Genomic DNA, 22264 nt, shown 5'->3' on the forward strand with positions numbered 1-22264 from the left:
TTTATTATTTTGGATGGGTATTCAGTTTGGTAATATTGTAGAAGATTCAATTGCATTTTTCCTAGTAATAACAATAGGAATACTGCATGGAGCTAATGATTTATTAGTGTTGTCTAAACATAGTTCCACTAAAAGGACTTTACTCTCAAAAAATTTTCTTATTTACTTAATTTTGATGTTATTATGTATTATTTTTTTCTTTTTAGATGCTTTTTTGGCTATAATTATGTTTTTAATAATTAGCTCTTTTCATTTTGGTGAGGAACATTTTTCAGAAATACTTAAACAAAATATGATTATAGAATATCTATACTTTTTGAATTATGGTCTGGTAATTTTTGGAATGTTGTTTTATAATTCACCTATAGAACTAAAAAGTATTATGGTAGATTTAGTAGGTTTTAGTTTTAATACTCTTTGGATTGATACTTCCTTACTTGTTACAACTTTACTATTTGTAATTCTCAGTTTGTATTACGTTTTTAGAAAAGTAATAACAATTAAAGTAGTTTTAAAAGAAACTTTATTCCTTGTTTTTTTATTTCTAGTATTTAAAACAACCTCATTAATATTCGGTTTTGCCATTTACTTTATACTTTGGCATTCAATACCATCTATAATACATCAAGTATTATTCTTGTCAGGAAGTTTTACTAAAAAAACAATGACAAGATTTGTGAAGAAAGCAATACTTTATTGGTTAATTAGTGCTGTTGGTATTATACTATTGTATGTGTTAACTCCTAATATTGAGTTATTCTCCTCTAGTTTATTTGCTGTATTATTTGCAGTTACAGCACCTCATATGTGGGTAATGTCTAAAATGAAAATTAGCGAGTAAAAACAATTTCATTTTCTGAAGACATGCCTTCAGAAAAACGATAGTTTTCTACATCAAAGCTTTTTAGCTCTTCAATTGTTTGAACATTATGATCTATTATATAACGAACCATTAATCCTCTTGCTTTTTTGGCATAGGTCATAATCGTTTTATACTGTCCATTCTTAAAGTCTTTAAAAACTGGAGTAATCATTGGTACTTTTAATACTTTTTTGGGAATTACTTTAAAGTATTCTGAACTTGCAAGGTTTATTAATAATTCACCCTCTTGTAATTCATCATTTAATGCGTTAGCTACAGAATCATCCCAAAATTTATATAAATTATCTTTTCTACCAACTTTAAGTTTTGTACCCATTTCTAAACGATAAGGTTGAATAAGATCTAAAGGTTTTAATAAACCATATAAACCAGATAAGATTCTTAAATTTTCTTGAAGAAGAGGTAATTTTTCTTGGGGTAAAGTGGTTACATCAATCCCTTGAAAAACAGCCCCTGTAAAAGCATAAATAGCTTGTTTAGAGTTTTCCATGGTAAATGGAGTTTCCCACTCTTGATTTCTTTCGTAATTTAAAGAAGCTAAATCATTAGAGATAGACATTAAATCAGATAGTTTCTTTTTAGATAAGGTTTTAAGCTTTTTATTCAACTTTTCAGATTGCTCTAAAAATTTAGGTTGTGTGTGTAAACTGGTTGCAACTTTACTTTCAAAGTCTAATGATTTTGCAGGAGATATAATGATTTTCATAAATAATTCTAATTAAATATAATGCGCTACTTTTATAAATGTAAAGATACAAACGCTAAGAAAAATAGTTAATGATTATCCTTGGATTATATTGATATTTGTATTGAAATAATTTATACTATTCAGCTTAGAATAGTTTTATGTGAATGAGAAAGATATTTTTAAAATATAGGGAGAGCAAATTTCATAAATATGTAAGAACACATAAAAAATATGCACCACTGTTATTTTTTATTGCTGGTTTTACTTGGGATTCTTTAACTCTTGGTAGAATTGATAGAATGTATGATTTAATCATCCTATGTTCTCATATGATACTTTTAACATTATCTATCTATTTATTTAATCTATCAGAAAATGAAGAGCCAATTATTAAAATACCACCTAAATATACTGTGTACTTACCTTTGGCAATTCAGTTTTTTCTAGGAGGTTTATCTAGTGCTTATGTAATTTATTTTGCTAGAAGCGTTTCTTTATCTAAAACTGCAGTTTTCTTTGGGTTATTATTGCTTCTATTTATAGCTAATGAATTTTTACGAAAAAGAATATCGAATAAATATTTACAATTTGGGTTTTATTTCTTCGTCAACTTAATATTTCTAAGTTGTTTTGTACCTATCATTCTTAAAGAAATGAATTCTGCTATTTTTTATATATCAGGATTATTAAGTTTAATTTTTACGCTTATTCTAGTATATCTAGTTTACAAATCTAGCCAAATAGCAAGAGTGGAAATTGTTCGTTATAAAATGATTTCGCTTATTTTAAGTATTTATTTATTGGTTAATGCATGTTACCATTTTAAACTAATACCTCCTGTTCCTTTAGCTTTAGACAAAGGCTTAATTGCTTATGATATAAAGGTTAAAAACGATAAATATTTAGTTACCTATGAAGTAGATGAATGGTTTTATTTTTGGAGAGATCATAAAACCAATTTTAATAAAGCAAGCAATGAACCAGTGTATGTTTTTACATCAGTATTTGCACCCACAGATTTAAAAAAGAAAATTTTTCATAGATGGATGTGGTTTAACGAAACCAAAGATGATTGGCAAATTATGGATGAAATTGGTTTTAATATTATAGGAGGTAGAGATAATGGTTACAGAGGTTATAGTTATAAAAACAATGTTACAAATGGTAAATGGAAAGTAGAAGTGGTAACAAATGAAAACTTAGTTTTAGGTGTTGTAGATTTTGACATCAACCTTAAAAATAATTCCATAAAATCGAAATTAATTACAAGAGAGTTTTAAAATTTATTAAATTAAACCACTAATTTTAGTTTTATTAATCGTAATATTGCAATATACAAATGATTATGGGGTTAACAAAAACTGAAATTTTTACAGAACAACAAAACAGAATTGCTACAATAGCTAAAGTATTAGGTCATCCTGCAAGAATTGCCATTTTAGAATTTTTAATAAAATTAGAAAGTTGTGTTTGTGGAGATCTCGTAAAAGATATTGGTTTGGCACAACCTACAATTTCCCAGCATTTAAAAGAATTAAAAAAGATAGGTCTAATAAAAGGAACTATTGAGGGTACAAGCGTATGTTATTGTATTCATGAAGAAAATTGGGCTGAGGTAAATAATTTGTTGGGTACTTTTTTAAATAAAAAATCGAATGGAAGCTGTTGCTAATCCATCACAAAAAAATAAAATAAAATGAACGCTAAAATAGAAGAATTAATTAAAAACCTTAATATTGATGATATCTCAGCAGAAAGAAAAAAGGTGTTACAACCATTAACGGATTTTATAGCTCAAAAAAAATCTAGTAACAAGCTAATTAGGATTAATTTTATCTGTACACATAACTCAAGAAGAAGTCATTTAGGTCAAATTTGGGCACAAACTATGGCAGCTTTTTTTGATGTAAAAAATGTAGTTACTTATTCAGGTGGAACAGAAACTACAGCTATGTTTCCTAAAGTTGGTGAAACTTTAGCAAATCAGGGATTTAAAATTCAAAAATTATCTGAAACTAACAACCCAGTTTATGCTATTAAGTTTGATGAGAATTCAAATCCTATAATTGCTTTTTCTAAGAAATATAGTGATGATTTTAATCCAAAATCTAATTTTGCTGCAATTATGACTTGTTCTCATGCAGATGGAAACTGCCCATTTATTGCAGGAGCAGAAAAGAGAATTCCTATTACTTATGATGATCCTAAATTGTTTGACAATACTGAGCAGCAAAATAAAAAATACGAAGATCGAAGTTTACAAATTGCGACTGAAATGAAATACATTTTTGCTAACATTTAAATCTTATACTCATGAAATTATCAGAAATAAAAACACATTTAAAAGAATTAAAATCCATTGGTTTTCAATTACCTAATGGAGAATTAGTAGCTCCTCACTTTCATGTTACTGAAGTTGGTAGCGTAAAAAAAGACTTTATAGATTGTGGAGGTAAAGTCAGAAGCGAATCTGTTATTAACTTTCAATTATGGGAAGAGCAAGATTATGATCATAGATTACATCCAGAAAAACTATTAAACATAATAGAACTATCTGAAAAGATTTTTGAATTTGATGATTTAGAAATTGAAGTAGAATATCAAGGTAAGGATACTATTGGAAAATATAATTTAGATTTTGATGGTAAAAACTTTTTACTTACTTCTAAATTAACAGCATGTTTAGCTTTGGATGCTTGTGGAATTCCAGCAGAGAAACCTAGAATTAAAATATCAGACTTACAAAGCAACATTTGTGCTCCTGGTTCTGGATGCTGTTAATGTTTAAGAGATATGAGATGTTTTTTGATAGCTATAATTTTGTTATTCGCATTTTCTTGTAATAAAAACACCCATTTTAGTAGTGAGATTTGGAAAAAGTCAGGAGGAGAAAATCTTACATTAGATACAAGAAATAGGATGGTTAAAGATTTAATAGAATCTCAAATACTTTTGGGGAAAACTGAACAAAATATTATAAATTTAATTGGTGAGCCTTCAAAAGTTAATAGACCTGAAGCAGATTCCATTAAATATTATCAAGTTCAAGAAATCTATAGTTGGAATATAGATCCTGATGAATTGTTATTTTTAAAAATTACTTTTAATGAATGTCAAATTTCTAAGAAGGTCGAGAAATTTATAACGAAATAAATTTTAATTTACTTTTGATTAACTACTCAATTTCTTCTTTGGAGTGCTCACTATAGGTTCTCCATTTTTCTAAACATTCTTTAATGTCATCAGGTATTTCTGAATTAAAACGCAAGAATTCTCCTGTTTTTGGATGTGTAAAACCTAAAGTTTTGGCATGTAAAGCTTGTCTTGGCAAAACTTTAAAACAATTCTGAACGAACTGTTTGTATTTGGTAAAAGTAGTTCCTTTTAAAATCTCATTTCCTCCATATCTTTCATCATTAAATAATGTATGACCTATATGTTTAAAATGTGCTCTAATTTGGTGTGTTCTACCAGTTTCTAATTTACATTGTACTAAAGTTACATAAGTTAATCGTTCTAAAACTTTAAAATGAGTAACTGCATGTTTTCCAAAATCACCATCAGGAAAAACAGCCATCTGCAATCGGTTTTTTAAACTTCTACCAATATTACCTTCAATTCTACCTTCATCTTCTTCTATATTTCCCCAAACTAAGGCGTAGTATAAACGTTCTGTAGTTCTATCAAAAAATTGTTTCGATAAATGAGCCATTGCAAACTCTGTTTTTGCAACTACTAATAAACCACTAGTATCTTTATCAATTCTATGCACCAAACCTGGTCTTTCATTAGAATTGGTTGGTAAATTTTCTATATGATGAATTAAACCATTCACTAAAGTGCCAGAATAATTTCCATGACCTGGATGCACAACCATTCCTGCAGGTTTGTTAACTACAATTACAGAATCATCTTCATATATAATATCTAAAGGAATATCTTCTGCAACCAATAAATTTTCTGCTGGTGGATAAGCCAAAACAACACGAACTACATCTTTTGGTTTAACTTTATGGTTCGATTTTACAGCAACTTCATTCACCAAAACATTACCTGCTTTTGCAGCTTGTTGAACTTTGTTTCTAGTTGCATTCTCTATAAAATTCATTAAAAATTTATCTACTCTTAATGGCTCTTGGCCATCAGCAGCAACAAATTTATAATGCTCATATAAATCGTCGTTTTCTGACTCTAAATTTTGGTTTTCTTCCAAATCTTCTTTAATTTCTATCTGTTTCCATCTCCTAAAACCAACTCTATAATTGAGTTTTTAGGTAATTTATCATTCGGATTTACAATTTTATTATTGTGTCTTAATCCTCTAACTACATCTTTACCAATATCTTTTACATAGGTATATTTTGTGCCAACCACAAAACCTATTGCTTTTAACTCAGAAATGGCTTGTCTTTTTGTACGCCCATTTAAATCAGGTATAGTAATATCTCTATATTTAGAAGGGTTTAAAGTCAAGTAAATTTTTCTATTTTCTTTAACAAAATCACCTCCTTCAGGGCTTTGTTCTATTACAGATTTTTTAGGATATTCTGGGTTGTAACTTGCACTATCAATAACTTTATAGGCTAAATCTAGTTCATTTAGTTTACGCTCAGCTTCACTAATTGTCATTTTATGTAAGTCTGGAACCTGTATTTTTTGATCGTGATTTGTAGTTACATTCAACCAAAATTTAAGGATAAAAAAAAGTAACACAAAACTAACAACAGCAATAACCAATTGCTTAAAAAACGATTTACTTTTTAGAAACTGAAAAATGCCCATAGAATGTTTTTTGATTGTTGTACAAATATATAAAATCTAAACGTTGCAGTTTCTATTTATATTTTGATAAATTTGTTTAAATAATAGAATTTGATGAAAAAAAATATTGCCATTATTATGGGTGGTTATTCATCTGAAGCAGATATTTCCATAAAAAGCGGAAATGTTGTATTTAAGAATTTAGATACCAATAAATACAATGTTTTTAGACTACACATTTTAAAAGAAAAATGGGTGGTTTTAGATGATAATAGAAAAGAATACAACATCAATAAAGATGATTTTTCTTGTATCATAAATCAAAATCATATCAATTTTGATTGTGTTTTTAATGCAATTCATGGTAATCCAGGAGAAAATGGAATGATTTTAAGTTATTTAGAATTGCTTAACATTCCTCATACATCAGCACCATTTTATCAAATGGCCTTAACATTTAATAAAAGAGATACCTTAAGTGTTGTAAAAGAATATGGTATTAAAACTGCAAAATCTATTTATTTAAATAAAGGTGATGTTATAAATACCAAAGAAATTAAGGATAAAGTTGGCTTACCTTGTTTTATTAAACCTAACAATGCAGGTTCTAGTTATGGTATTACTAAAGCCTATACAGAAGAAGAAATTTTTACGGGTATTTTAAAAGCCTATAATGAAGACTCAGCTATATTAATTGAATCGTTTTTAGAGGGTACAGAAGTGTCTGTAGGTGTTATTCAATATCAAAATGAGGTAAAGGTATTACCAATTACTGAAATTGTATCAGAAAATGATTTCTTTGATTATGAAGCAAAATACGAAGGTAAATCTCAAGAAATTACGCCTGCAAGAATATCTGAAGAACAACAGAATAAAGTAGAAGAGGTTGCAAAAAAGGTATATAAATCTTTAAATATGTCTGGTTTTACAAGAGCAGAGTATATTTTTGTGAATGATGAGCCTCATTTTTTAGAAATTAATACTGTACCAGGTTTAACTGAAGAAAGTATTTTGCCTCAACAAGCACAAGAAGCAGGTATTTCTTTAGCACAACTTTTTGAAAACGCTATTCAAATGGCATTAAATTAAAATTATGAAAAAAGCAGTTTTTCCAGGTTCTTTTGATCCTATTACATTAGGTCATTTTGATATTATAGAAAGAGGAGTAAAACTTTTTGATGAGCTAATAATAGCCATTGGTATTAATGCAGATAAAAAATACATGTTTAGCTTAGAAGAACGCAAAAGTTTTATAGAAGAGGCTTTCAAAGATGAACCAAAAATTAAGGTTTTAACCTATCAAGGTTTAACTGTCAATTTTTGTAAGGAGCAAAATGCTGAATTTATTTTAAGAGGATTAAGAAATCCTGCTGATTTTGAATTCGAAAAAGCTATAGCGCATACCAACAGAAAATTATCAGAGATAGAAACTGTATTCTTGCTAACATCTTCAGGTAAGAGCTACATTTCATCATCAATTGTAAGAGATGTAATTAGAAATAATGGAGATTATACAGGTTTAGTGCCTGATGCAGTTAGAGTTAAAAAATAATTTATGAGCAAATTTTTATTGAAAACCTTATTGGTTTCAACCTTGATTTTTGTGGTTTCTTGCAACAAATCATCTAAAGAATCAGCAGATTTTACTACAATTTTCGAAAAGTCTAAAGGAACAGAAACTCCAGAATATAATGAGGTTATAGAATATTATTCAGAGTTGGCTGAGGTTTATAATGAAATTTCGCTATTTAATTTTGGGCAAACAGATTCTGGAGAGCCATTACATTTAGTGGTTTACGATAGAAATGGAATTTATAATGTTGATGAAATTAAAAACTCAGCAAAAAACAGAATTTTAATTAATAACGGAATTCATCCAGGAGAATCTGATGGAATAGATGCTTCTATGATGTTGTTAAGAGATATTGTGCAAAATGATTCTTTACAAAAGAAGTATGAAAATTCGATTATTTGTGTAATTCCTGTGTATAATATTGGAGGATCTTTAAATAGAAATTCGCATACGAGAGCAAATCAAAATGGACCTTTAGAATATGGTTTTAGAGGTAATGCCAGAAATTTCGATTTGAATAGAGACTTCATAAAGCAAGACACCAAGAATGCAGCAGCTTTTGCAGATATTTTTCATACTGTAAATCCAGACGTTTTTATAGATAATCATGTAAGTAATGGAGCAGATTATCAATATGCAATAACACATTTATTTACCCAACACAATAAATTGGGTGGTAAATTAGGTTCTTTTTTGCAGAATGAAATGAGGCCAAGTTTAGAGAAATCTCTAGAGCAAAAAAATATTATAATTACGCCTTACGTAAATGTTTGGGGTAATACACCAGAAGTTGGTTTTTCTCAATTTTTCGATTCTCCAAGATATTCTACAGGCTATACAACCTTGTTTAATACGTTAGGTTTAATGGTAGAAACACACATGTTAAAGCCTTATAAAATTAGAGTAGAACAAACTTATGAACTTATGTTATTGGTTTTTGACTTTACTGAAGAAAATTCAGGAAAAATTAAAGATTTAAGAGCAAAAGCTACATCAGAACTATTAAGTAAAAAAACATATCCTATTCAATATACTGTAGATAGAGAGAAGTATAGAATTCTAAATTTTAAAGGTTTTGAAGGTTCTTATATAGATAGTAAAGTTACTAATGGCAAACGTTTGTTTTACGACAAAAACAAACCTTTTGAAAAAGAGACAAAGTATTTTGATGAGTTTAAAGTTACCAAAGAAATTGAAATTCCTGTTGCTTACATTTTACCTAAAGGTTGGCATAAAGTTGTAGAAAGATTAAATAATAATCAAATTGAATACACTAGGTTTAAAAATGATACAACAATTGCTGTTACTGTAAATCACGTTAAAGATTTTAAATCTAGAAGTGCACCTTATGAAGGGCATTATTTACATTACAGTACAGAAGTATTTAGCTCAACAGAAGAAATGGCATTTCAAAAAGATGATTTATACATACCAACAAATCAAAATGGAATTCGTTATTTGTTAGAAACATTAGAGGCAGAAGCTACAGATTCTTTTTTTAATTGGAACTTTTTTGATACTGTTTTACAAAAAAAAGAAGGTTATTCAGCCTACGTTTTTGAAGATGTTGCAGCACAAATCTTAGAAGAGAATACTAGCTTGAGAGAGGAGTATTTAAACAAATTAGAAAATGATGAGAAATTTAAAGCAAACCCAAGAATGCAATTAGATTTTGTTTACAAAAATTCTCCTTATTATGAAAGAGCACATTTATTGTTACCTGTTTTTAAAGTTTATTAGAAATGAAAAACTACCTATTTTTAATCATTGTATTGGCTTTTATGAATTGTAAAACAAGCAACATAGATTCTCAAGAAGAAACACCTTTTTTTGTTGGTACATATACATCTGGAGAAAGTGAAGGTATTTACAAATACGCAATAGATCAAAATGGAATTTTAAAGAAAATTGGTTTGTTTGCTAAAACAAATAATCCGTCTTTTATAGCAAAATCGAATGATGGTAAAACCTTAGTTGCAGTAGATGAAACAGATGTAGAAGGTACAGGTTTTATAAAATCTTATAGAATAGATAAAGATTCTTTAGCCTATTTAAGCACTTCAAAATCTGGAGGTGCTCATCCTTGCTTTTTAAATATTAATGAATATAATGAAGTACTAGTAGCTAATTATACAGGTGGTAATGTTGGTTTTTATAAAATTGATAATCAAAATGGACTAACTAACTTACAAGCTGTTCAACAGCATTTTGGCAAGGGAACTACTGATAGACAAGAAGCACCACATGCACATTCAGCTTATTTTCATCCTAACAAAAATGAAATTATTTCTGCAGATCTAGGAACTAATGAATTATGGTTTTCAAACTTTAATGATAGTGAAAAATCTTTTCAGTTTAAAGATCAGAAAACGCTAAAATTAGAGGAAGGTGCAGGTCCAAGACATTTAGCTTTTCATCCTAACAAAAACTGGTTATATACATTAAATGAATTAAATAATACTGTTTCTTTAATTATAGAAAAGAATAATGAATACGTAATTCAGGGTACTTTTTCTATGTTGCCAAAAAATTTTACAGGCTATAGTAAAGGAGCTGACATTCATATTTCTGCTGATGGAAAATTCTTATATGCTTCAAATCGTGGACATAATTCTATAGCAATTTTTAAAATTGATAAAGTAGATGGAAGTTTAGAGCTAATAGGTTTTGAAAGTACAAAAGGTGATGGTCCAAGGAATTTTGCCATTTCTCCAAATGAGGATTTTTTAATTGTTGCCAATGAGAAAACGAGCAATATTGTTTCTTTTAAAAGAAATGCTAAAAATGGAAAACTATCGTTTGTAAGTGAAATTAAGGCTCCAAATCCTGTTTGTATTTTATTTTAATTATTCAATAAGAATAGTGTTTCTGCTTACTATTTCACCTTCATTTTTAAAGACTATAAAATAGCTGCCTTTATTTAAAGAAGAAACATCTATACTTTTTTTACTAAAGTTATTCTGCTCTTTAATTTTCTTACCCAACAAAGAAAATATTGTAAAAGCATCAAAATCTATATTACTAGCTTTAATTTGAATTTTATTAGCAATGGGGTTTGGATAAATAGTAATCTTTTGCTTTTCTGTAGCGTAATTATCTATAGAAAGAGATGCAGTTTCTTCTATGCTAAAATCAGCAAAAAGAACAGCTTCATCTTTTAAATCTTGTACGTTGTTTATACTTCTGTAAATACCCCATTTTGGCCTTGCAAATTCAGCACCTGCTTGCCAGTTATCTAAATTTGAATTTTGATAGTAGAGTATTACAGCATCTGTAGCAATATTTCTAATTTCTATTTCGTAATTGCTGTTGGTACCATAAGTTAAATCAACAGTAATAGAAACCCAATTCCCTCTTAATAAATCTAAGTCTGCAGTTTTTATGGTGTTTTGATCATTGGTACTTGTGTGCCTTAATTCTAAACGATCTGGAGTTGCTTTTCTTCCAGTTAGTGTAAACATTGGTATTGATGCAAAACTACCTCCAACAGATTTAATTTGATGCAAATGTGTGAAGTTTGGTGAAACTTGAAAGTCTGCACTAAGCTTCATTTTCCATTTATAGATTACTCTTTCACCTTCTAAGCCCAATAAATTATCAGGGCTCTTGTCATAAGATTTTATTTCAGTTCGTTGTCTGTCAAAAGTTTTACATCTATCATTATCTTCAGAAGCATGAGTGAAAAAACGAAATACATTTTTATTTAAATCAGTATCAAAGACTTCATCTATATGTCTACCAAAAGAGGTGTGTACACAATCTGGCACTTCAACTACATTGTAATTTGGAGCCAAAACCGAATTTATAAGTTCGTAGGTGTTTCCTGATCCATCAGCACTTAACACTACTTGTGCTTTGGTGTTTGATGAGAATAAAAGAAAGGCAAAAACTGAAACTAAAATTCTAATCATAAGTCAAATATAATTGGTTTACCAAATTGGTTATCCAAATATAGTGCTTTTCTAGAACTTATATTCGCTTAATGGTTTAGGGAATTTTTCAGGATTTGCTGCAAGGTGATATCTTGGGTCATCTATACCTTCTTCTATAATATCTGTAAAGATTGGAGATGCTTTATAAAGCAATACCTTGCAATCTTCACTAAGGTGTTTTAAAGTTACTTTTTTATTTAAGGCTTGATATTTTTCTACCAAAGCAAAAATAGCTTCAATAGCAGAATGATCCGATATTCTTGCTTCTACAAAATCTATTTCTACTTGATCAGGATCATTTTTAACATCAAATTTTTCGTTAAATGCTAAAATGCTTCCAAAAAATAAAGGTCCCCAAATTTCATATATTTTTGTACCATCTTCTTTAAAACGTTTTCGAGCTCTAATTCTTCTTGCGTTTTCCCACGCAAAAACTAGGGCAGAAATAATCACACCAACAAAAACAGCAATTGCTAAATCAAAAATAACGGTTACAGCAGATACAGTTATTAGTACAAAAGCATCAGACTTAGGTATTTTTTTAAGAATTCTAAAACTAGACCAAGCAAAAGTTTCAATAACCATCATAAACATTACACCTACTAATGCTGCAATTGGTACTTGTTCTATCAATTTATCTGTAAAAAGAATAAAAGTTAATAAGGTAACAGCCATTATTATTCCAGATAATCTTCCTCTACCACCTGCATTTATATTAATTACAGTTTGGCCAATCATTCCACAACCTCCTGTTCCACCAAACAAACCACTTACAATATTTCCTGCTCCTTGAGCTACACATTCTTTATTTCCATTTCCTCTGGTTTCTGTTAATTCATCAACTAAATTCATGGTCATTAAAGATTCAATTAAACCAACAGAAGCTGCTAAAACTGCAAATGGTAAAATAAATGTTAGTGTGTCTAAATTAAAAGGTAAGTTTTGCCAAAGTTCTAAATTTGGAGTTGGAAATTCGCCTTTCAATCCAGTTCCTCCTCCTTCTATAATATAAGAACCAACTGTAGAAACTTCTAAGCCAGAAAAAACTACAATTAACGTAGTTATTAAAATCGCAGTTAATGAAGCTGGTATTTTTTTAGTAATTTTAGGTAGTACCCAAATAATACCCATAGTTAAGGCTACTAAACCAATCATTATCATTAGTTCTGAACCTTGCATAAAAGTGCTTACATATTCATTAACTCCTTCTGCTGAAACAGACAAAGATTTATGAGAAAACATTTTTACTTGAGCCCAGAAAATTACGATAGCTAATCCATTTACAAACCCCATCATTACTGGGTGTGGAATTAATCTTACAAACTTTCCTAATTTAAATACACCTGCTAAAATTTGAATAATACCCATTAATATTACACAAGCTAATAAGTAAAAATAACCCATGTTATCTATTGGTGTATCAAACAACATTCCTTTTGTATGTCCTTCAGAAATCATAGAGACAAAAATTACAGCAACAGCACCAGCAGCTCCAGAAATTAAACCTGGTCTACCACCAAAAATGGCTGTAATTAAACCTATTATAAAAGCACCAGAAAGCGCTACTAAAGGGTCTATTTGAGCAACAAACGCAAAAGCAACTACCTCAGGAATCATAGCTAAAGAAACAGTAATACCTGCTAAAACATCGTCTTTAACATTAGGTGTAATTTTTTTTATGAATTCTGTCATAATTTATGGGCTTTTAAAAGTCGGCAAATATAGTATGTTTTTTATATTTAAGCCTGTTTATAAGCATCATATACCAATTTAATGTTAGTATAAGTATTAGTAAGTGCGCTTTTAATTTCTTTTGAGTTTAGAAAAGCGACTTTTGTAATGCCTTCTTCTAATTGAGGAGTTAATGTTGAATCATCATTAGAGTGCATTAAAAACCAAAAGGTTTGCTTTAAATTTAAACCTTTATAATCATAAATATGATAGGTGGTAGGTAGCTGTTTTATGATAGATAAATTGGTAATTCCACATTCTTCTTCTACTTCTCTAATAGCAGCTATTTCTTTAGATTCTCCTTTTTCTATTCCTCCTTTTGGTAAATCCCAAACCTCATTTCTATAAATAAATAATACAGATTTTTCATCATTTAAAACTAAACCACCAGCAGCAGGAATTACTTTTAAATTTTTGATGAATAATTGCCAATCAAGTTCTAAATTTGCAGTGATAAGAATGATACCAAAAGTGGATGTTTCTTGCAATTTTAAAAGTACATCCTTAAAATTAATCTCAGAGAATGAATAAATTGGAAAATTTTTTTCATTTTTTGATGAAGATGTGATAATTATTGGTTTATCATTTACAAAAACTTTATACATTTGTGACATGGTTATGAACAAAGATACTTCAAAAAAAACAGCTGAACTTTTATTGCAGATAAAAGCGATTAAACTAAGTCCTAATGAACCTTTTCAATGGGCTTCAGGTTGGAAATCTCCTATTTATTGTGATAATAGAGTTACCTTATCTTATCCTCCTGTTCGTGTTTTCTTAAAGGAAGAAATTGCTAAAATTGCAGAATTAGAATATGGAAAACCAGATGTAATTGCTGGGGTTGCAACAGGAGCTATAGCAATTGGTATTTTGGTTGCTCAAGAACTTGGAGTTCCTTTTGTTTATGTTAGGCCTGAGCCTAAAAAACATGGTAGAAAAAACCAAATAGAAGGACATTTAGAAAGTGGTCAAAATGTAGTTGTTATTGAAGATTTAATAAGTACAGGTAATAGCAGTTTAAATGCAGTAGCAGCCTTAAAAGAGGCAGGAGCTGTTGTAAAAGGTATGGTTGCTATTTTTTCTTACGGATTTGATGTAGCCACACAGAATTTTAAAGATAAAAACGTAAACTTAAAAACGTTAAGCAATTACGAGAATTTATTAGAGCAAGCATTAGATAGTAATTATATTTCTCAAAAAGAATTAGCTACTTTACAAGAATGGAGAGCTAACCCTAGTGAGTGGAATCAATAAAATAAATAAGCATGAATATACAAGGTACTAGAGTAGTTGTTGAGAAATCTCAAAAAGAAACTTTCGAATTTTTATCAGATTTAAAAAATTTTGAGCAGTTAATGCCAGAATCTATTCAAAAGTTTGAGGTAGAAGGAGATTCTTTTATTTTTGGCTTAAAAGGTATGCCAGAAATTAGGTTAGTCCTTAAGGAAAAAACACCATATTCTAATGTAACTCTAGGAGCTGCAAGTAGCAAATTAGATTTTCAATTGGTTGCAGATATTCAGTCTATAGATGAAGATTCTTCAGAAGTTCAATTAGAATTTCAAGGTAAGTTTAATGCAATGATGGCAATGATGGTTAAAAAGCCATTAACTAGTTTTATTGAAACGCTTACAGATAATTTAGAAACAATTTAGGCAAAGGAAATTTCTTTAATTCCAAACTCTTTTAAACTTTCATCTTCAAGTTCTACTTGCAGATTTCCAGAAGAAGAGATTCCTATAATTTTACCCATAAATAAAACATTCTTAGTAGTTTTAAACATACTTGGAGTGTTTTTTTTATAAAGCACATTTAAATAGTCAGCTTCTAAATTCTTATAATCTTTTTGAACTACTTGGTTTACTCGATTTTTTATGGAATTTACGACTTCAATTAATAAATCATCTAGATTATATAATTTACCAGTTATATTTGTTAGAGATGAAACCTTATTTAAATCATCTCTAAATTCTTCTTGATTCACATTAATTCCAATTCCAACTATAGATTTCTGTATAAAGCTTTTAGAAATTGAATTTTCAATTAAAATTCCACATATTTTCTGATTAGCTGACAGAATGTCGTTTGGCCATTTAATAAAAAGCTGGTTGTCAATATATTTAGAAATTACATCGTAAACAGCCAAACAGATTGCAAAATTAAAATATTTCTGATGTGTTATTTGTAAATCTAAATCACTAATAAAGGTACTAAACGTAAGGTTTTTATTAGGTTCTGATGACCAAGAACTTTCTCTTTGACCACGACCTTTTGTTTGATCTTTAGCAACAACTACTGTATAGTTTTTTAAGGTAGAATTTTTAGCCATTTCTTTTAAAAAAGAACTTGTAGAATCAATGGCATTAAGTTTGATTAATTTCAATTGTTAAATATTGTGTAAACTAGTTCAATATTACGCAAAATACTCGCAAAAAAATAATAACTTTGCACTAAATAGAGAAGAGATTAATGACAAAAAAACAAGTAAGCGCAGATGATTTAATCGCTGTAATTATTAAAGGAATTGATGATGTTAAAGGAGAAAACATCCAATTATTAGATTTAAGAGATATAGAAAATACCGTTTGCGATTATTTTATAATTTGCTCTGGTAATTCAAATACACAAGTGAACGCCATTTCTGGTTCGGTTCAAAAAGTAGTTAGTAAAGAGGTTAAAGATAAACCTTGGCATGTAGAAGGTCAAGGAAACTCTGAATGGGTTTTAATGGATTATGTAAATGTTGTTGTTCACATTTTTCAAAAGCATGTTAGAGATTATTATGATATAGAAAGCCTTTGGGGTGATGCAAAAATCACCGAAATTAATCCAGTATAATCCTATTGATTTTATAACACATGAGTGATTCAAATAAAGAAAATAAATCAAATATGCCAAAATTTAAGTTCAGCTCTTACTGGATTTATGGAGGTATATTCTTAGCAATTATAGCCATTCAATTTTTTAGTAGTGGTGATTTAGCTTCAAAAAGTATTTCAAAAAATAAATTCGACGAAATTTTAAAAGATAACGACATAAAGAAAATTGTTGTTATTAATAAAGATGTAGCTCAAATTTATTTAACGCAAGAAGCATTAAAGAAAGAGAAACATCAAAAGTTTACTACCTCTACATTTTACAGACCTGGTGATGCTGTGTATGAGTATAACTTTGGAGATCAACGAACTTTTGAGCAGAATGTAAGTGAAGCTAAAAAAGAAAAAAAATTAATTGTTGATATTGATAATAAAGAAAAAACAAGCATTTTCGATGCTATAATTGGTTTCTTACCATTCATCATATTAATAGCTATTTGGTTGTTTTTTATGAAAAGAATGTCTGGTGGAGGATCAGGTTCTGGTGGAGGAGGTCAAATTTTTAGCATAGGTAAATCTAAAGCTAAGTTATTTGATAAAGACACTAAAGTAAAAACTACATTTGAAAATGTGGCTGGTTTAGAAGGCGCAAAGGAAGAAGTACAAGAGATTGTAGATTTCTTAAAAAGCCCAGAGAAATATACTTCATTAGGAGGTAAAATACCAAAAGGAGCTTTATTAGTAGGTCCTCCAGGTACAGGTAAAACATTATTAGCTAAAGCTGTTGCAGGTGAAGCAGGTGTTCCTTTTTTCTCACTTTCTGGTTCAGATTTTGTAGAAATGTTTGTAGGTGTAGGTGCTTCTAGAGTGCGTGACTTATTTAAGCAAGCTCAGCAAAAATCACCATCTATTATTTTTATAGATGAGATTGATGCAATTGGTAGAGCTCGTGGTAAAAATTCGATGACAGGTGGTAATGATGAGCGTGAAAACACACTTAATCAATTATTAACTGAAATGGATGGTTTTGGTACAGATACTAATGTAATTGTACTTGCTGCAACAAACAGAGCAGATGTTTTAGATAAAGCTTTAATGCGTGCAGGACGTTTTGACAGACAGATTTATGTAGACTTACCAGATATTAGAGAAAGACAAGAAATTTTTGAAGTACATATTAAACCTTTAAAATTAGCAGATGATGTAAATGTTGAGTTTTTAGCTCAGCAAACACCAGGTTTTTCTGGGGCAGATATTGCTAACATGTGTAATGAAGCTGCATTAATTGCTGCAAGACATGGTAAGAAAGCAATTCATCATCAAGACTTCTTAGATGCAGTAGATAGAATTGTTGGTGGTTTAGAAAAGAAGAAAAAAAGAATAACACCAAAAGAGAAAAAAGTAATTGCTTTTCATGAAGCTGGTCATGCAACTGTTAGTTGGATGTTAGAACATGCTGCACCATTAGTAAAGGTAACTATTGTACCTAGAGGACAATCTTTAGGAGCAGCTTGGTATTTACCAGCAGAACGCTTGATAGTACAAACAGAGCAAATGTTAGACGAAATGTGTGCTACTCTAGGTGGTAGAGCTGCAGAAAAAATTATTTTCAACAAGATTTCTACAGGTGCTTTAAGTGATTTAGAAAAAGTAACCAAACAAGCAAGAGCTATGGTTACAGTGTATGGTTTAAATGATGAAGTAGGTAATATTACTTATTATGATTCATCAGGTAACGATGCTTTTGTAAAACCTTACAGTGAAGAAACTGGTAAAATGATTGATAGAGAAATTTCTAAAATGATAGAAATTCAATATCAAAGAGCAATAGAATTACTTTCTAACAATAAAGAAAAACTTACAGTTTTAGCTGAGTTATTATTAGAGAAAGAAGTAATTTTTAAAGACGATTTGCAGAAAATTTTTGGTAAAAGACCTTTTGAAGCTTTAGATACAGAAATAAAGCCAGAAGATGAAATAGATTTACCAACAGAGGAGACTTCAACAGAATCGTAATTTTTAATGGATTTTCTAAAGAAACTTTTTAATATCCCAAGTAAAGAGGATAAACAAATACAAAATCAAGAGGTAAATTTATCTCTTGATGATTTGTTTGTACACAACTTTGTAAACAAAGGAGGTAAGTTTCTTTATTGTACAAGTGAAGCAGATGTAAAAACTAATTTTGCCAATATTCTAACAGAGAATAATTGGAAATCTGTGCAGCTTTTAAACACTAAATTAAAGTCTGTTATTAATCAAAAAGAGGTTACAATTGATTCTAAATTGAATTCGGAAGCGCCTATTTTTACAACTTGTGAACATTTAATTGCAGATAAAGGAGATGTTTTATTTTCTTCAAATCAACTAAAGAGCACAAGACTAAAAGAGTTTACCAATAATTTTATCGTATACGCAACTACAAGTCAACTGGTTAAAGATACTGGTCAAGGTCTTACAGGAATCAAGACAAAGTATGTAAATAATTTACCTACAAATATATCTTCAATAAAAAATTATAACACTCAGAATGTTGATGATAATTTTTTAAACTATGGCAACAATAACTCAAAAAACTTATATTTGTTGTTGTTTGAAGATTTATAATATGCGCAACCTTTTAAGAAGGAGTTTTTCTGGAATTATTTATGTCCTAATTTTTATTTCTGCTATTCTCTTTTCTAAGGAGTCATATACCATTTTAATTACTTTTTTTGGATTTTTATGCATTTGGGAGTTCTCTAGAATGATATCCTTAAAAAATTATGCTGCATATATTTTATTTCCATTAACCCTTTACTTATTAATTAGTAGACAATATAGTTATGCTTCTATGGGTATACTTGCTATTACATTGCTATCATCTACATATTTACTATATCAATTATTTGTAAAAAAGGAAATTAGCTATAAAGATAACAGGCAAAAATTAGGGTTAACATATAGGTATGTTATATTTTCAATGTGTTTTTTGGTACTATTACCATTTTATGAAAACAGTTTTCATCCTTACTTAATGATTAGTATTTTATCTTTAATCTGGGTTAATGATTCTTTTGCATTTTTAATAGGTAAAAATTTCGGAAAGCATAAACTTTTTCCTTCTGTATCTCCAAAAAAAACAATTGAAGGGTTTATTGGAGGTTTAGTATTCTCTCTTTTAGCAGCATTACTTATCAGTAAATTTAACTTAGATTTCTCTATGTTAAACTGGTTAATTATAAGTGTATTGGTATCTGCATTGGGTACAACAGGAGATTTGGTAGAGTCAAAATTTAAAAGACAAGCTGGTATTAAAGACAGTGGAAACATTATGCCTGGTCATGGAGGAATTTTAGACAGGTTAGATAGTTTACTATTTGCTGCACCCTTTGTATATTTGTTTATTAATTATATTATTTAAAGCATGATTCGATTTCATAAAGAAGGTTACAAGATTATTGTAATTACATTTATTATTGTTATTGCTGCTATTCTTTTGGCAGAAAAATTTATAGATATTATTTGGATTACGAAATCAATTCAAATTTTAGCATTGGCTTTTTTAATCATTGTTTTACAGTTTTTTAGAAACCCGAAAAGACTTACTGAGTTAAATGAAACTACCATAGTTGCTCCTGTTGATGGTAAAGTTGTAGTAATAGAAGAAGTAGAAGAACCAGAATATTTTAAAGACAAAAGGTTACAAGTTTCTATTTTTATGTCTCCTATAAACGTACATGTTACAAGGTATGCTATGAGTGGTAAAATTAAATACAGCAAGTATCACCCAGGAAAATATTTAGTTGCTTGGCATCCAAAAGCATCTACAGATAATGAAAGAACAACCATTGTAATTCATAATGATAATTTTGGTGATGTATTGTACAGACAAATTGCAGGAGCACTTGCCAAAAGAATTGTAAATTATGCTATTGAAGGTGAAGATGTTGTGCAAGGTACAGATGCTGGCTTTATTAAATTTGGTTCACGTGTAGATTTATATTTTCCTTTAGGTACTAAACTAAATGTTAGTTTGGGAGACAAAGTAAAGGGAGGTACACAAGTTATTGCAGAAAAATAAAGATTATTAAAGATTTAGATCAGAATTTTAATGATGCTTTTCAAAAACTATCAAAGCTCGAAAAGACAATTGCTCCAGATTTAATGCTTCAGCTTTATGCCTATCATAAACAAGCAAATTTTGGAAACAATTTTTCATTTAATAGTGGTTTAGATGTTAGAAGTGGTTTTAAGTTTAATGCTTGGATGCAGTTAAAAGGCATGTCTTCAGACGAAGCAAAAGAGAAGTATATAGAATTAGCAAATGAAATTTTAAAGGAAAATAAAGATAGTTAGATTATGAAAAATATAGTAACTACAGTTTTTGCATTTGTTTTAGCTTTAAATTTAATTTCATGTAAATCAGAAAATAAGTCTGTTACAAAAGAAGCTACAATTGAAATAGATTCTAAAAAAAGTACACCAGCATTTAATGTTGCAAATGCTAACACAGATATAAAATTTACGGCTTACAAAACAACAGATAAAATTGGTGTTGATGGCGCTTTTAGAAAGATTGATATCACTGGTGGTGGAGAAGGGAAAACATTAAAAGAAGCTATCAATGATACAGAATTTTCTATACCTGTAAGTAGTTTAGCTACAAAGGATTCAAGTAGAGATTATAAAATCAAAAAATTCTTTTTTGGTATTATGGGTAATACTAAAATTCTTTCAGGAAAATTACAATTAGTAGATGATGCTAATGGTATAGCTAATATCACTATGAATGGAGAAACGAAACCAGTTCCTTTTGTGTATACGATTCAAAGAAATATGTTTAATATGAAAGCTACAATAGACATCAATAATTGGAATGCTAGTAAAGCTTTAGCTTCTTTAAATAAAGTTTGTGAAGATTTACATAAAGGTGCAGATGGGGTTACTAAAACTTGGAGTGAAGTTGATTTAAATATTAAATCTACTTTTTAAATAAGTTAATTAGACCATCAGATAAAATTGGATATCGAAAAGTAAAATTTTGCTTTTCGATTTTTTTTGATGAAATTCTACTTCCTTCTAATAAAATTTTAGCCATATCTCCAAAAACTAATTTTAGCATAAAACTTGGTACATTAATACCAACATAAGGTCTAGAGATACTTTTTGCTAATTCTTTTGAGAAATCTGTGCTAGTTTTGTGTTCAGGAGCTACAGCATTGTAAATTCCTTCTAAATTTTCTTCTATTTGATGCAAGTACATTTCACATAAATCATCTATATGTATCCAAGGCATATACTGTTTTCCTGAACCTAATGCAGCAATTACAGGCGTTTTCATTTTTTCTAAAGCACCACCTGTTTTAGATAATACAATACCTGTTCTTAGTATGGATACAGGAATATTTAAACTTTTAAATTGAAGAGCAGCTGCTTCCCATTTTTCGCATACTTCCCCTAAAAAATCCTTGCCAGCAGCATCAGTTTCTTCAAATATTTTTGATGTTGTAATTGCTCCATAATAACCACTTCCTGAAGCTGATATAAATCCTTTTAAAGGGATATTCAATTCTTTTGCTTTACTAAATAACAAATTTGCAGATTTCACTCTACTATCAATAATTACTTTTTTTCTCTGGTCAGACCATCTCTCATCAGCAATACCTGCTCCTGCTAAATGAATTATATAATCTACATTCTTAAATGCTTCTGTATCAATGGATTTTTTAGAAAGATCCCACTTGTATTCATTAGAACCATCAGGAGTTCTGGTAAGAATATTTACCTCATGTTTTTTGTTTATAAGTAATTCTGTTAATCTAGAACCTACTAAACCAGTACCACCAGTAATTAAAATTTTTGCCATATGTAAAGATAAAAAAAACCGTAATCGAAAAG

27 protein-coding genes are annotated in these 22264 nt (G+C 29.2%); 19 read left to right on the plus strand and 8 right to left on the minus strand.

The window, feature by feature from the left end; translation table 11 throughout:
- The first annotated feature begins 13 nt into the window (after window positions 1-13).
- Window positions 14-841: a Brp/Blh family beta-carotene 15,15'-dioxygenase gene (locus tag LPB302_RS13360; protein ID WP_231658749.1), complete on the plus strand. Its 828-nt coding sequence runs from the start codon at window positions 14-16 to the stop codon at window positions 839-841.
- On the opposite strand, the gene yaaA is transcribed toward LPB302_RS13360, so the two are convergent.
- Complete coding sequence (gene yaaA, locus LPB302_RS13365; protein WP_053973089.1) at window positions 831-1589, minus strand: peroxide stress protein YaaA; 759 nt, start codon at window positions 1587-1589, stop codon at window positions 831-833. The genes LPB302_RS13360 and yaaA overlap by 11 nt on opposite strands.
- Before the next feature lie 146 nt (window positions 1590-1735).
- Here yaaA and LPB302_RS13370 point away from each other — a divergent pair, with 146 nt between their 5' ends.
- The 5 genes from LPB302_RS13370 to LPB302_RS13390 all read left to right on the plus strand — a co-directional run bounded on the left by LPB302_RS13370 (window position 1736) and on the right by LPB302_RS13390 (window position 4724).
- A complete protein-coding gene (locus tag LPB302_RS13370; RefSeq protein WP_053973088.1) occupies window positions 1736-2851 on the plus strand; it encodes a DUF2914 domain-containing protein in 1116 nt (371 codons plus the stop codon).
- Between the two features lie 65 nt (window positions 2852-2916).
- A complete protein-coding gene (locus LPB302_RS13375; protein ID WP_053975258.1) occupies window positions 2917-3243 on the plus strand; it encodes an ArsR/SmtB family transcription factor in 327 nt (108 codons plus the stop codon).
- 24 nt (window positions 3244-3267) lie between these two features.
- Window positions 3268-3873 carry an arsenate-mycothiol transferase ArsC gene (locus LPB302_RS13380; RefSeq protein ID WP_053973087.1) on the plus strand — a complete coding sequence of 202 codons (606 nt, stop codon included), beginning with the start codon at window positions 3268-3270 and terminating at the stop codon, window positions 3871-3873.
- Between the two features lie 11 nt (window positions 3874-3884).
- Window positions 3885-4352 (plus strand): DUF6428 family protein, encoded by a 468-nt coding sequence (locus LPB302_RS13385; protein ID WP_053973086.1) that lies wholly within the window; start codon window positions 3885-3887, stop codon window positions 4350-4352.
- 24 nt (window positions 4353-4376) lie between these two features.
- On the plus strand, window positions 4377-4724 hold the full coding sequence (locus LPB302_RS13390) for a hypothetical protein (RefSeq protein ID WP_143032692.1): 348 nt from the start codon (window positions 4377-4379) through the stop codon (window positions 4722-4724).
- A gap of 22 nt (window positions 4725-4746) precedes the next feature.
- On the opposite strand, the gene LPB302_RS13395 is transcribed toward LPB302_RS13390, so the two are convergent.
- Both LPB302_RS13395 and LPB302_RS13400 read right to left on the minus strand, forming a co-directional pair.
- The gene (locus LPB302_RS13395; protein WP_053973084.1) at window positions 4747-5784 is read right to left on the minus strand and encodes an RluA family pseudouridine synthase; all 1038 of its coding nucleotides are present in this window, start codon (window positions 5782-5784) and stop codon (window positions 4747-4749) included.
- Window positions 5785-5798: 14 nt separating this feature from the next.
- Window positions 5799-6353 (minus strand): PASTA domain-containing protein, encoded by a 555-nt coding sequence (locus LPB302_RS13400; RefSeq protein ID WP_053973083.1) that lies wholly within the window; start codon window positions 6351-6353, stop codon window positions 5799-5801.
- A 93-nt stretch (window positions 6354-6446) separates the two neighbouring features.
- On the opposite strand from LPB302_RS13400, the gene LPB302_RS13405 reads away from it, so the two are divergent.
- The 4 genes from LPB302_RS13405 to LPB302_RS13420 are packed head-to-tail and all read left to right on the plus strand — an operon-like array spanning window position 6447 to window position 10751.
- Complete coding sequence (locus LPB302_RS13405) at window positions 6447-7421, plus strand: D-alanine--D-alanine ligase (RefSeq protein ID WP_053973082.1); 975 nt, start codon at window positions 6447-6449, stop codon at window positions 7419-7421.
- Window positions 7422-7425: 4 nt separating this feature from the next.
- Window positions 7426-7884: a pantetheine-phosphate adenylyltransferase gene (gene coaD, locus LPB302_RS13410; RefSeq protein ID WP_053973081.1), complete on the plus strand. Its 459-nt coding sequence runs from the start codon at window positions 7426-7428 to the stop codon at window positions 7882-7884.
- A 3-nt stretch (window positions 7885-7887) separates the two neighbouring features.
- The gene (locus LPB302_RS13415) at window positions 7888-9645 is read left to right on the plus strand and encodes a M14 family metallopeptidase (protein WP_053973080.1); all 1758 of its coding nucleotides are present in this window, start codon (window positions 7888-7890) and stop codon (window positions 9643-9645) included.
- A 2-nt stretch (window positions 9646-9647) separates the two neighbouring features.
- The gene (locus tag LPB302_RS13420) at window positions 9648-10751 is read left to right on the plus strand and encodes a lactonase family protein (protein ID WP_053973079.1); all 1104 of its coding nucleotides are present in this window, start codon (window positions 9648-9650) and stop codon (window positions 10749-10751) included.
- Here the strand turns inward: LPB302_RS13420 and LPB302_RS13425 are convergent, their stop codons facing one another.
- The 3 genes from LPB302_RS13425 to LPB302_RS13435 are packed head-to-tail and all read right to left on the minus strand — an operon-like array spanning window position 10752 to window position 14173.
- Window positions 10752-11816 carry a T9SS type A sorting domain-containing protein gene (locus LPB302_RS13425; protein ID WP_053973078.1) on the minus strand — a complete coding sequence of 355 codons (1065 nt, stop codon included), beginning with the start codon at window positions 11814-11816 and terminating at the stop codon, window positions 10752-10754.
- A gap of 51 nt (window positions 11817-11867) precedes the next feature.
- Window positions 11868-13529, minus strand: a complete 1662-nt coding sequence (locus tag LPB302_RS13430; RefSeq protein WP_053973077.1) for a SulP family inorganic anion transporter — start codon at window positions 13527-13529, stop codon at window positions 11868-11870.
- A gap of 47 nt (window positions 13530-13576) precedes the next feature.
- On the minus strand, window positions 13577-14173 hold the full coding sequence (locus LPB302_RS13435) for an NUDIX hydrolase (RefSeq protein WP_231658693.1): 597 nt from the start codon (window positions 14171-14173) through the stop codon (window positions 13577-13579).
- A gap of 7 nt (window positions 14174-14180) precedes the next feature.
- Between LPB302_RS13435 and pyrE the strand changes: the two genes are divergently transcribed.
- Together pyrE and LPB302_RS13445 are read left to right on the plus strand one after the other, a co-directional pair.
- Entirely contained in the window at window positions 14181-14822 is a 642-nt protein-coding gene (pyrE, locus tag LPB302_RS13440; protein ID WP_053973075.1) for an orotate phosphoribosyltransferase, read from the plus strand.
- A gap of 11 nt (window positions 14823-14833) precedes the next feature.
- Window positions 14834-15223, plus strand: a complete 390-nt coding sequence (locus tag LPB302_RS13445; protein ID WP_053973074.1) for a hypothetical protein — start codon at window positions 14834-14836, stop codon at window positions 15221-15223.
- Here LPB302_RS13445 and LPB302_RS13450 read toward each other — a convergent pair.
- The gene (locus LPB302_RS13450; RefSeq protein WP_053973073.1) at window positions 15220-15951 is read right to left on the minus strand and encodes a biotin--[acetyl-CoA-carboxylase] ligase; all 732 of its coding nucleotides are present in this window, start codon (window positions 15949-15951) and stop codon (window positions 15220-15222) included. The two genes, LPB302_RS13445 and LPB302_RS13450, sit on opposite strands and share 4 nt — an antisense overlap.
- A gap of 86 nt (window positions 15952-16037) precedes the next feature.
- Between LPB302_RS13450 and rsfS the strand changes: the two genes are divergently transcribed.
- Genes rsfS through LPB302_RS13485 form a run of 7 tightly spaced genes read left to right on the plus strand, consistent with a single transcriptional unit; the run spans window position 16038 to window position 21358 of the window.
- The gene (gene rsfS, locus LPB302_RS13455) at window positions 16038-16406 is read left to right on the plus strand and encodes a ribosome silencing factor (protein WP_053973072.1); all 369 of its coding nucleotides are present in this window, start codon (window positions 16038-16040) and stop codon (window positions 16404-16406) included.
- 20 nt (window positions 16407-16426) lie between these two features.
- Window positions 16427-18400 carry an ATP-dependent zinc metalloprotease FtsH gene (gene ftsH, locus LPB302_RS13460; RefSeq protein ID WP_053973071.1) on the plus strand — a complete coding sequence of 658 codons (1974 nt, stop codon included), beginning with the start codon at window positions 16427-16429 and terminating at the stop codon, window positions 18398-18400.
- A gap of 6 nt (window positions 18401-18406) precedes the next feature.
- A complete protein-coding gene (locus LPB302_RS13465; protein WP_053973070.1) occupies window positions 18407-18991 on the plus strand; it encodes a hypothetical protein in 585 nt (194 codons plus the stop codon).
- A gap of 1 nt (window position 18992) precedes the next feature.
- Window positions 18993-19787, plus strand: a complete 795-nt coding sequence (locus LPB302_RS13470; protein WP_053973069.1) for a phosphatidate cytidylyltransferase — start codon at window positions 18993-18995, stop codon at window positions 19785-19787.
- A gap of 3 nt (window positions 19788-19790) precedes the next feature.
- Window positions 19791-20447 carry a phosphatidylserine decarboxylase family protein gene (locus LPB302_RS13475; protein WP_053973068.1) on the plus strand — a complete coding sequence of 219 codons (657 nt, stop codon included), beginning with the start codon at window positions 19791-19793 and terminating at the stop codon, window positions 20445-20447.
- A 5-nt stretch (window positions 20448-20452) separates the two neighbouring features.
- Window positions 20453-20722: an acyl-CoA-binding protein gene (locus LPB302_RS13480; protein WP_255164381.1), complete on the plus strand. Its 270-nt coding sequence runs from the start codon at window positions 20453-20455 to the stop codon at window positions 20720-20722.
- 3 nt (window positions 20723-20725) lie between these two features.
- Window positions 20726-21358: a YceI family protein gene (locus tag LPB302_RS13485; RefSeq protein ID WP_053973066.1), complete on the plus strand. Its 633-nt coding sequence runs from the start codon at window positions 20726-20728 to the stop codon at window positions 21356-21358.
- On the opposite strand, the gene LPB302_RS13490 is transcribed toward LPB302_RS13485, so the two are convergent.
- Window positions 21348-22232 (minus strand): TIGR01777 family oxidoreductase, encoded by an 885-nt coding sequence (locus tag LPB302_RS13490; protein ID WP_053973065.1) that lies wholly within the window; start codon window positions 22230-22232, stop codon window positions 21348-21350. The genes LPB302_RS13485 and LPB302_RS13490 overlap by 11 nt on opposite strands.
- Window positions 22233-22264 lie beyond the last annotated feature (32 nt).

It is taken from the genome of Polaribacter dokdonensis (genome assembly GCF_024362345.1).
GTDB lineage: Bacteria > Bacteroidota > Bacteroidia > Flavobacteriales > Flavobacteriaceae > Polaribacter > Polaribacter dokdonensis.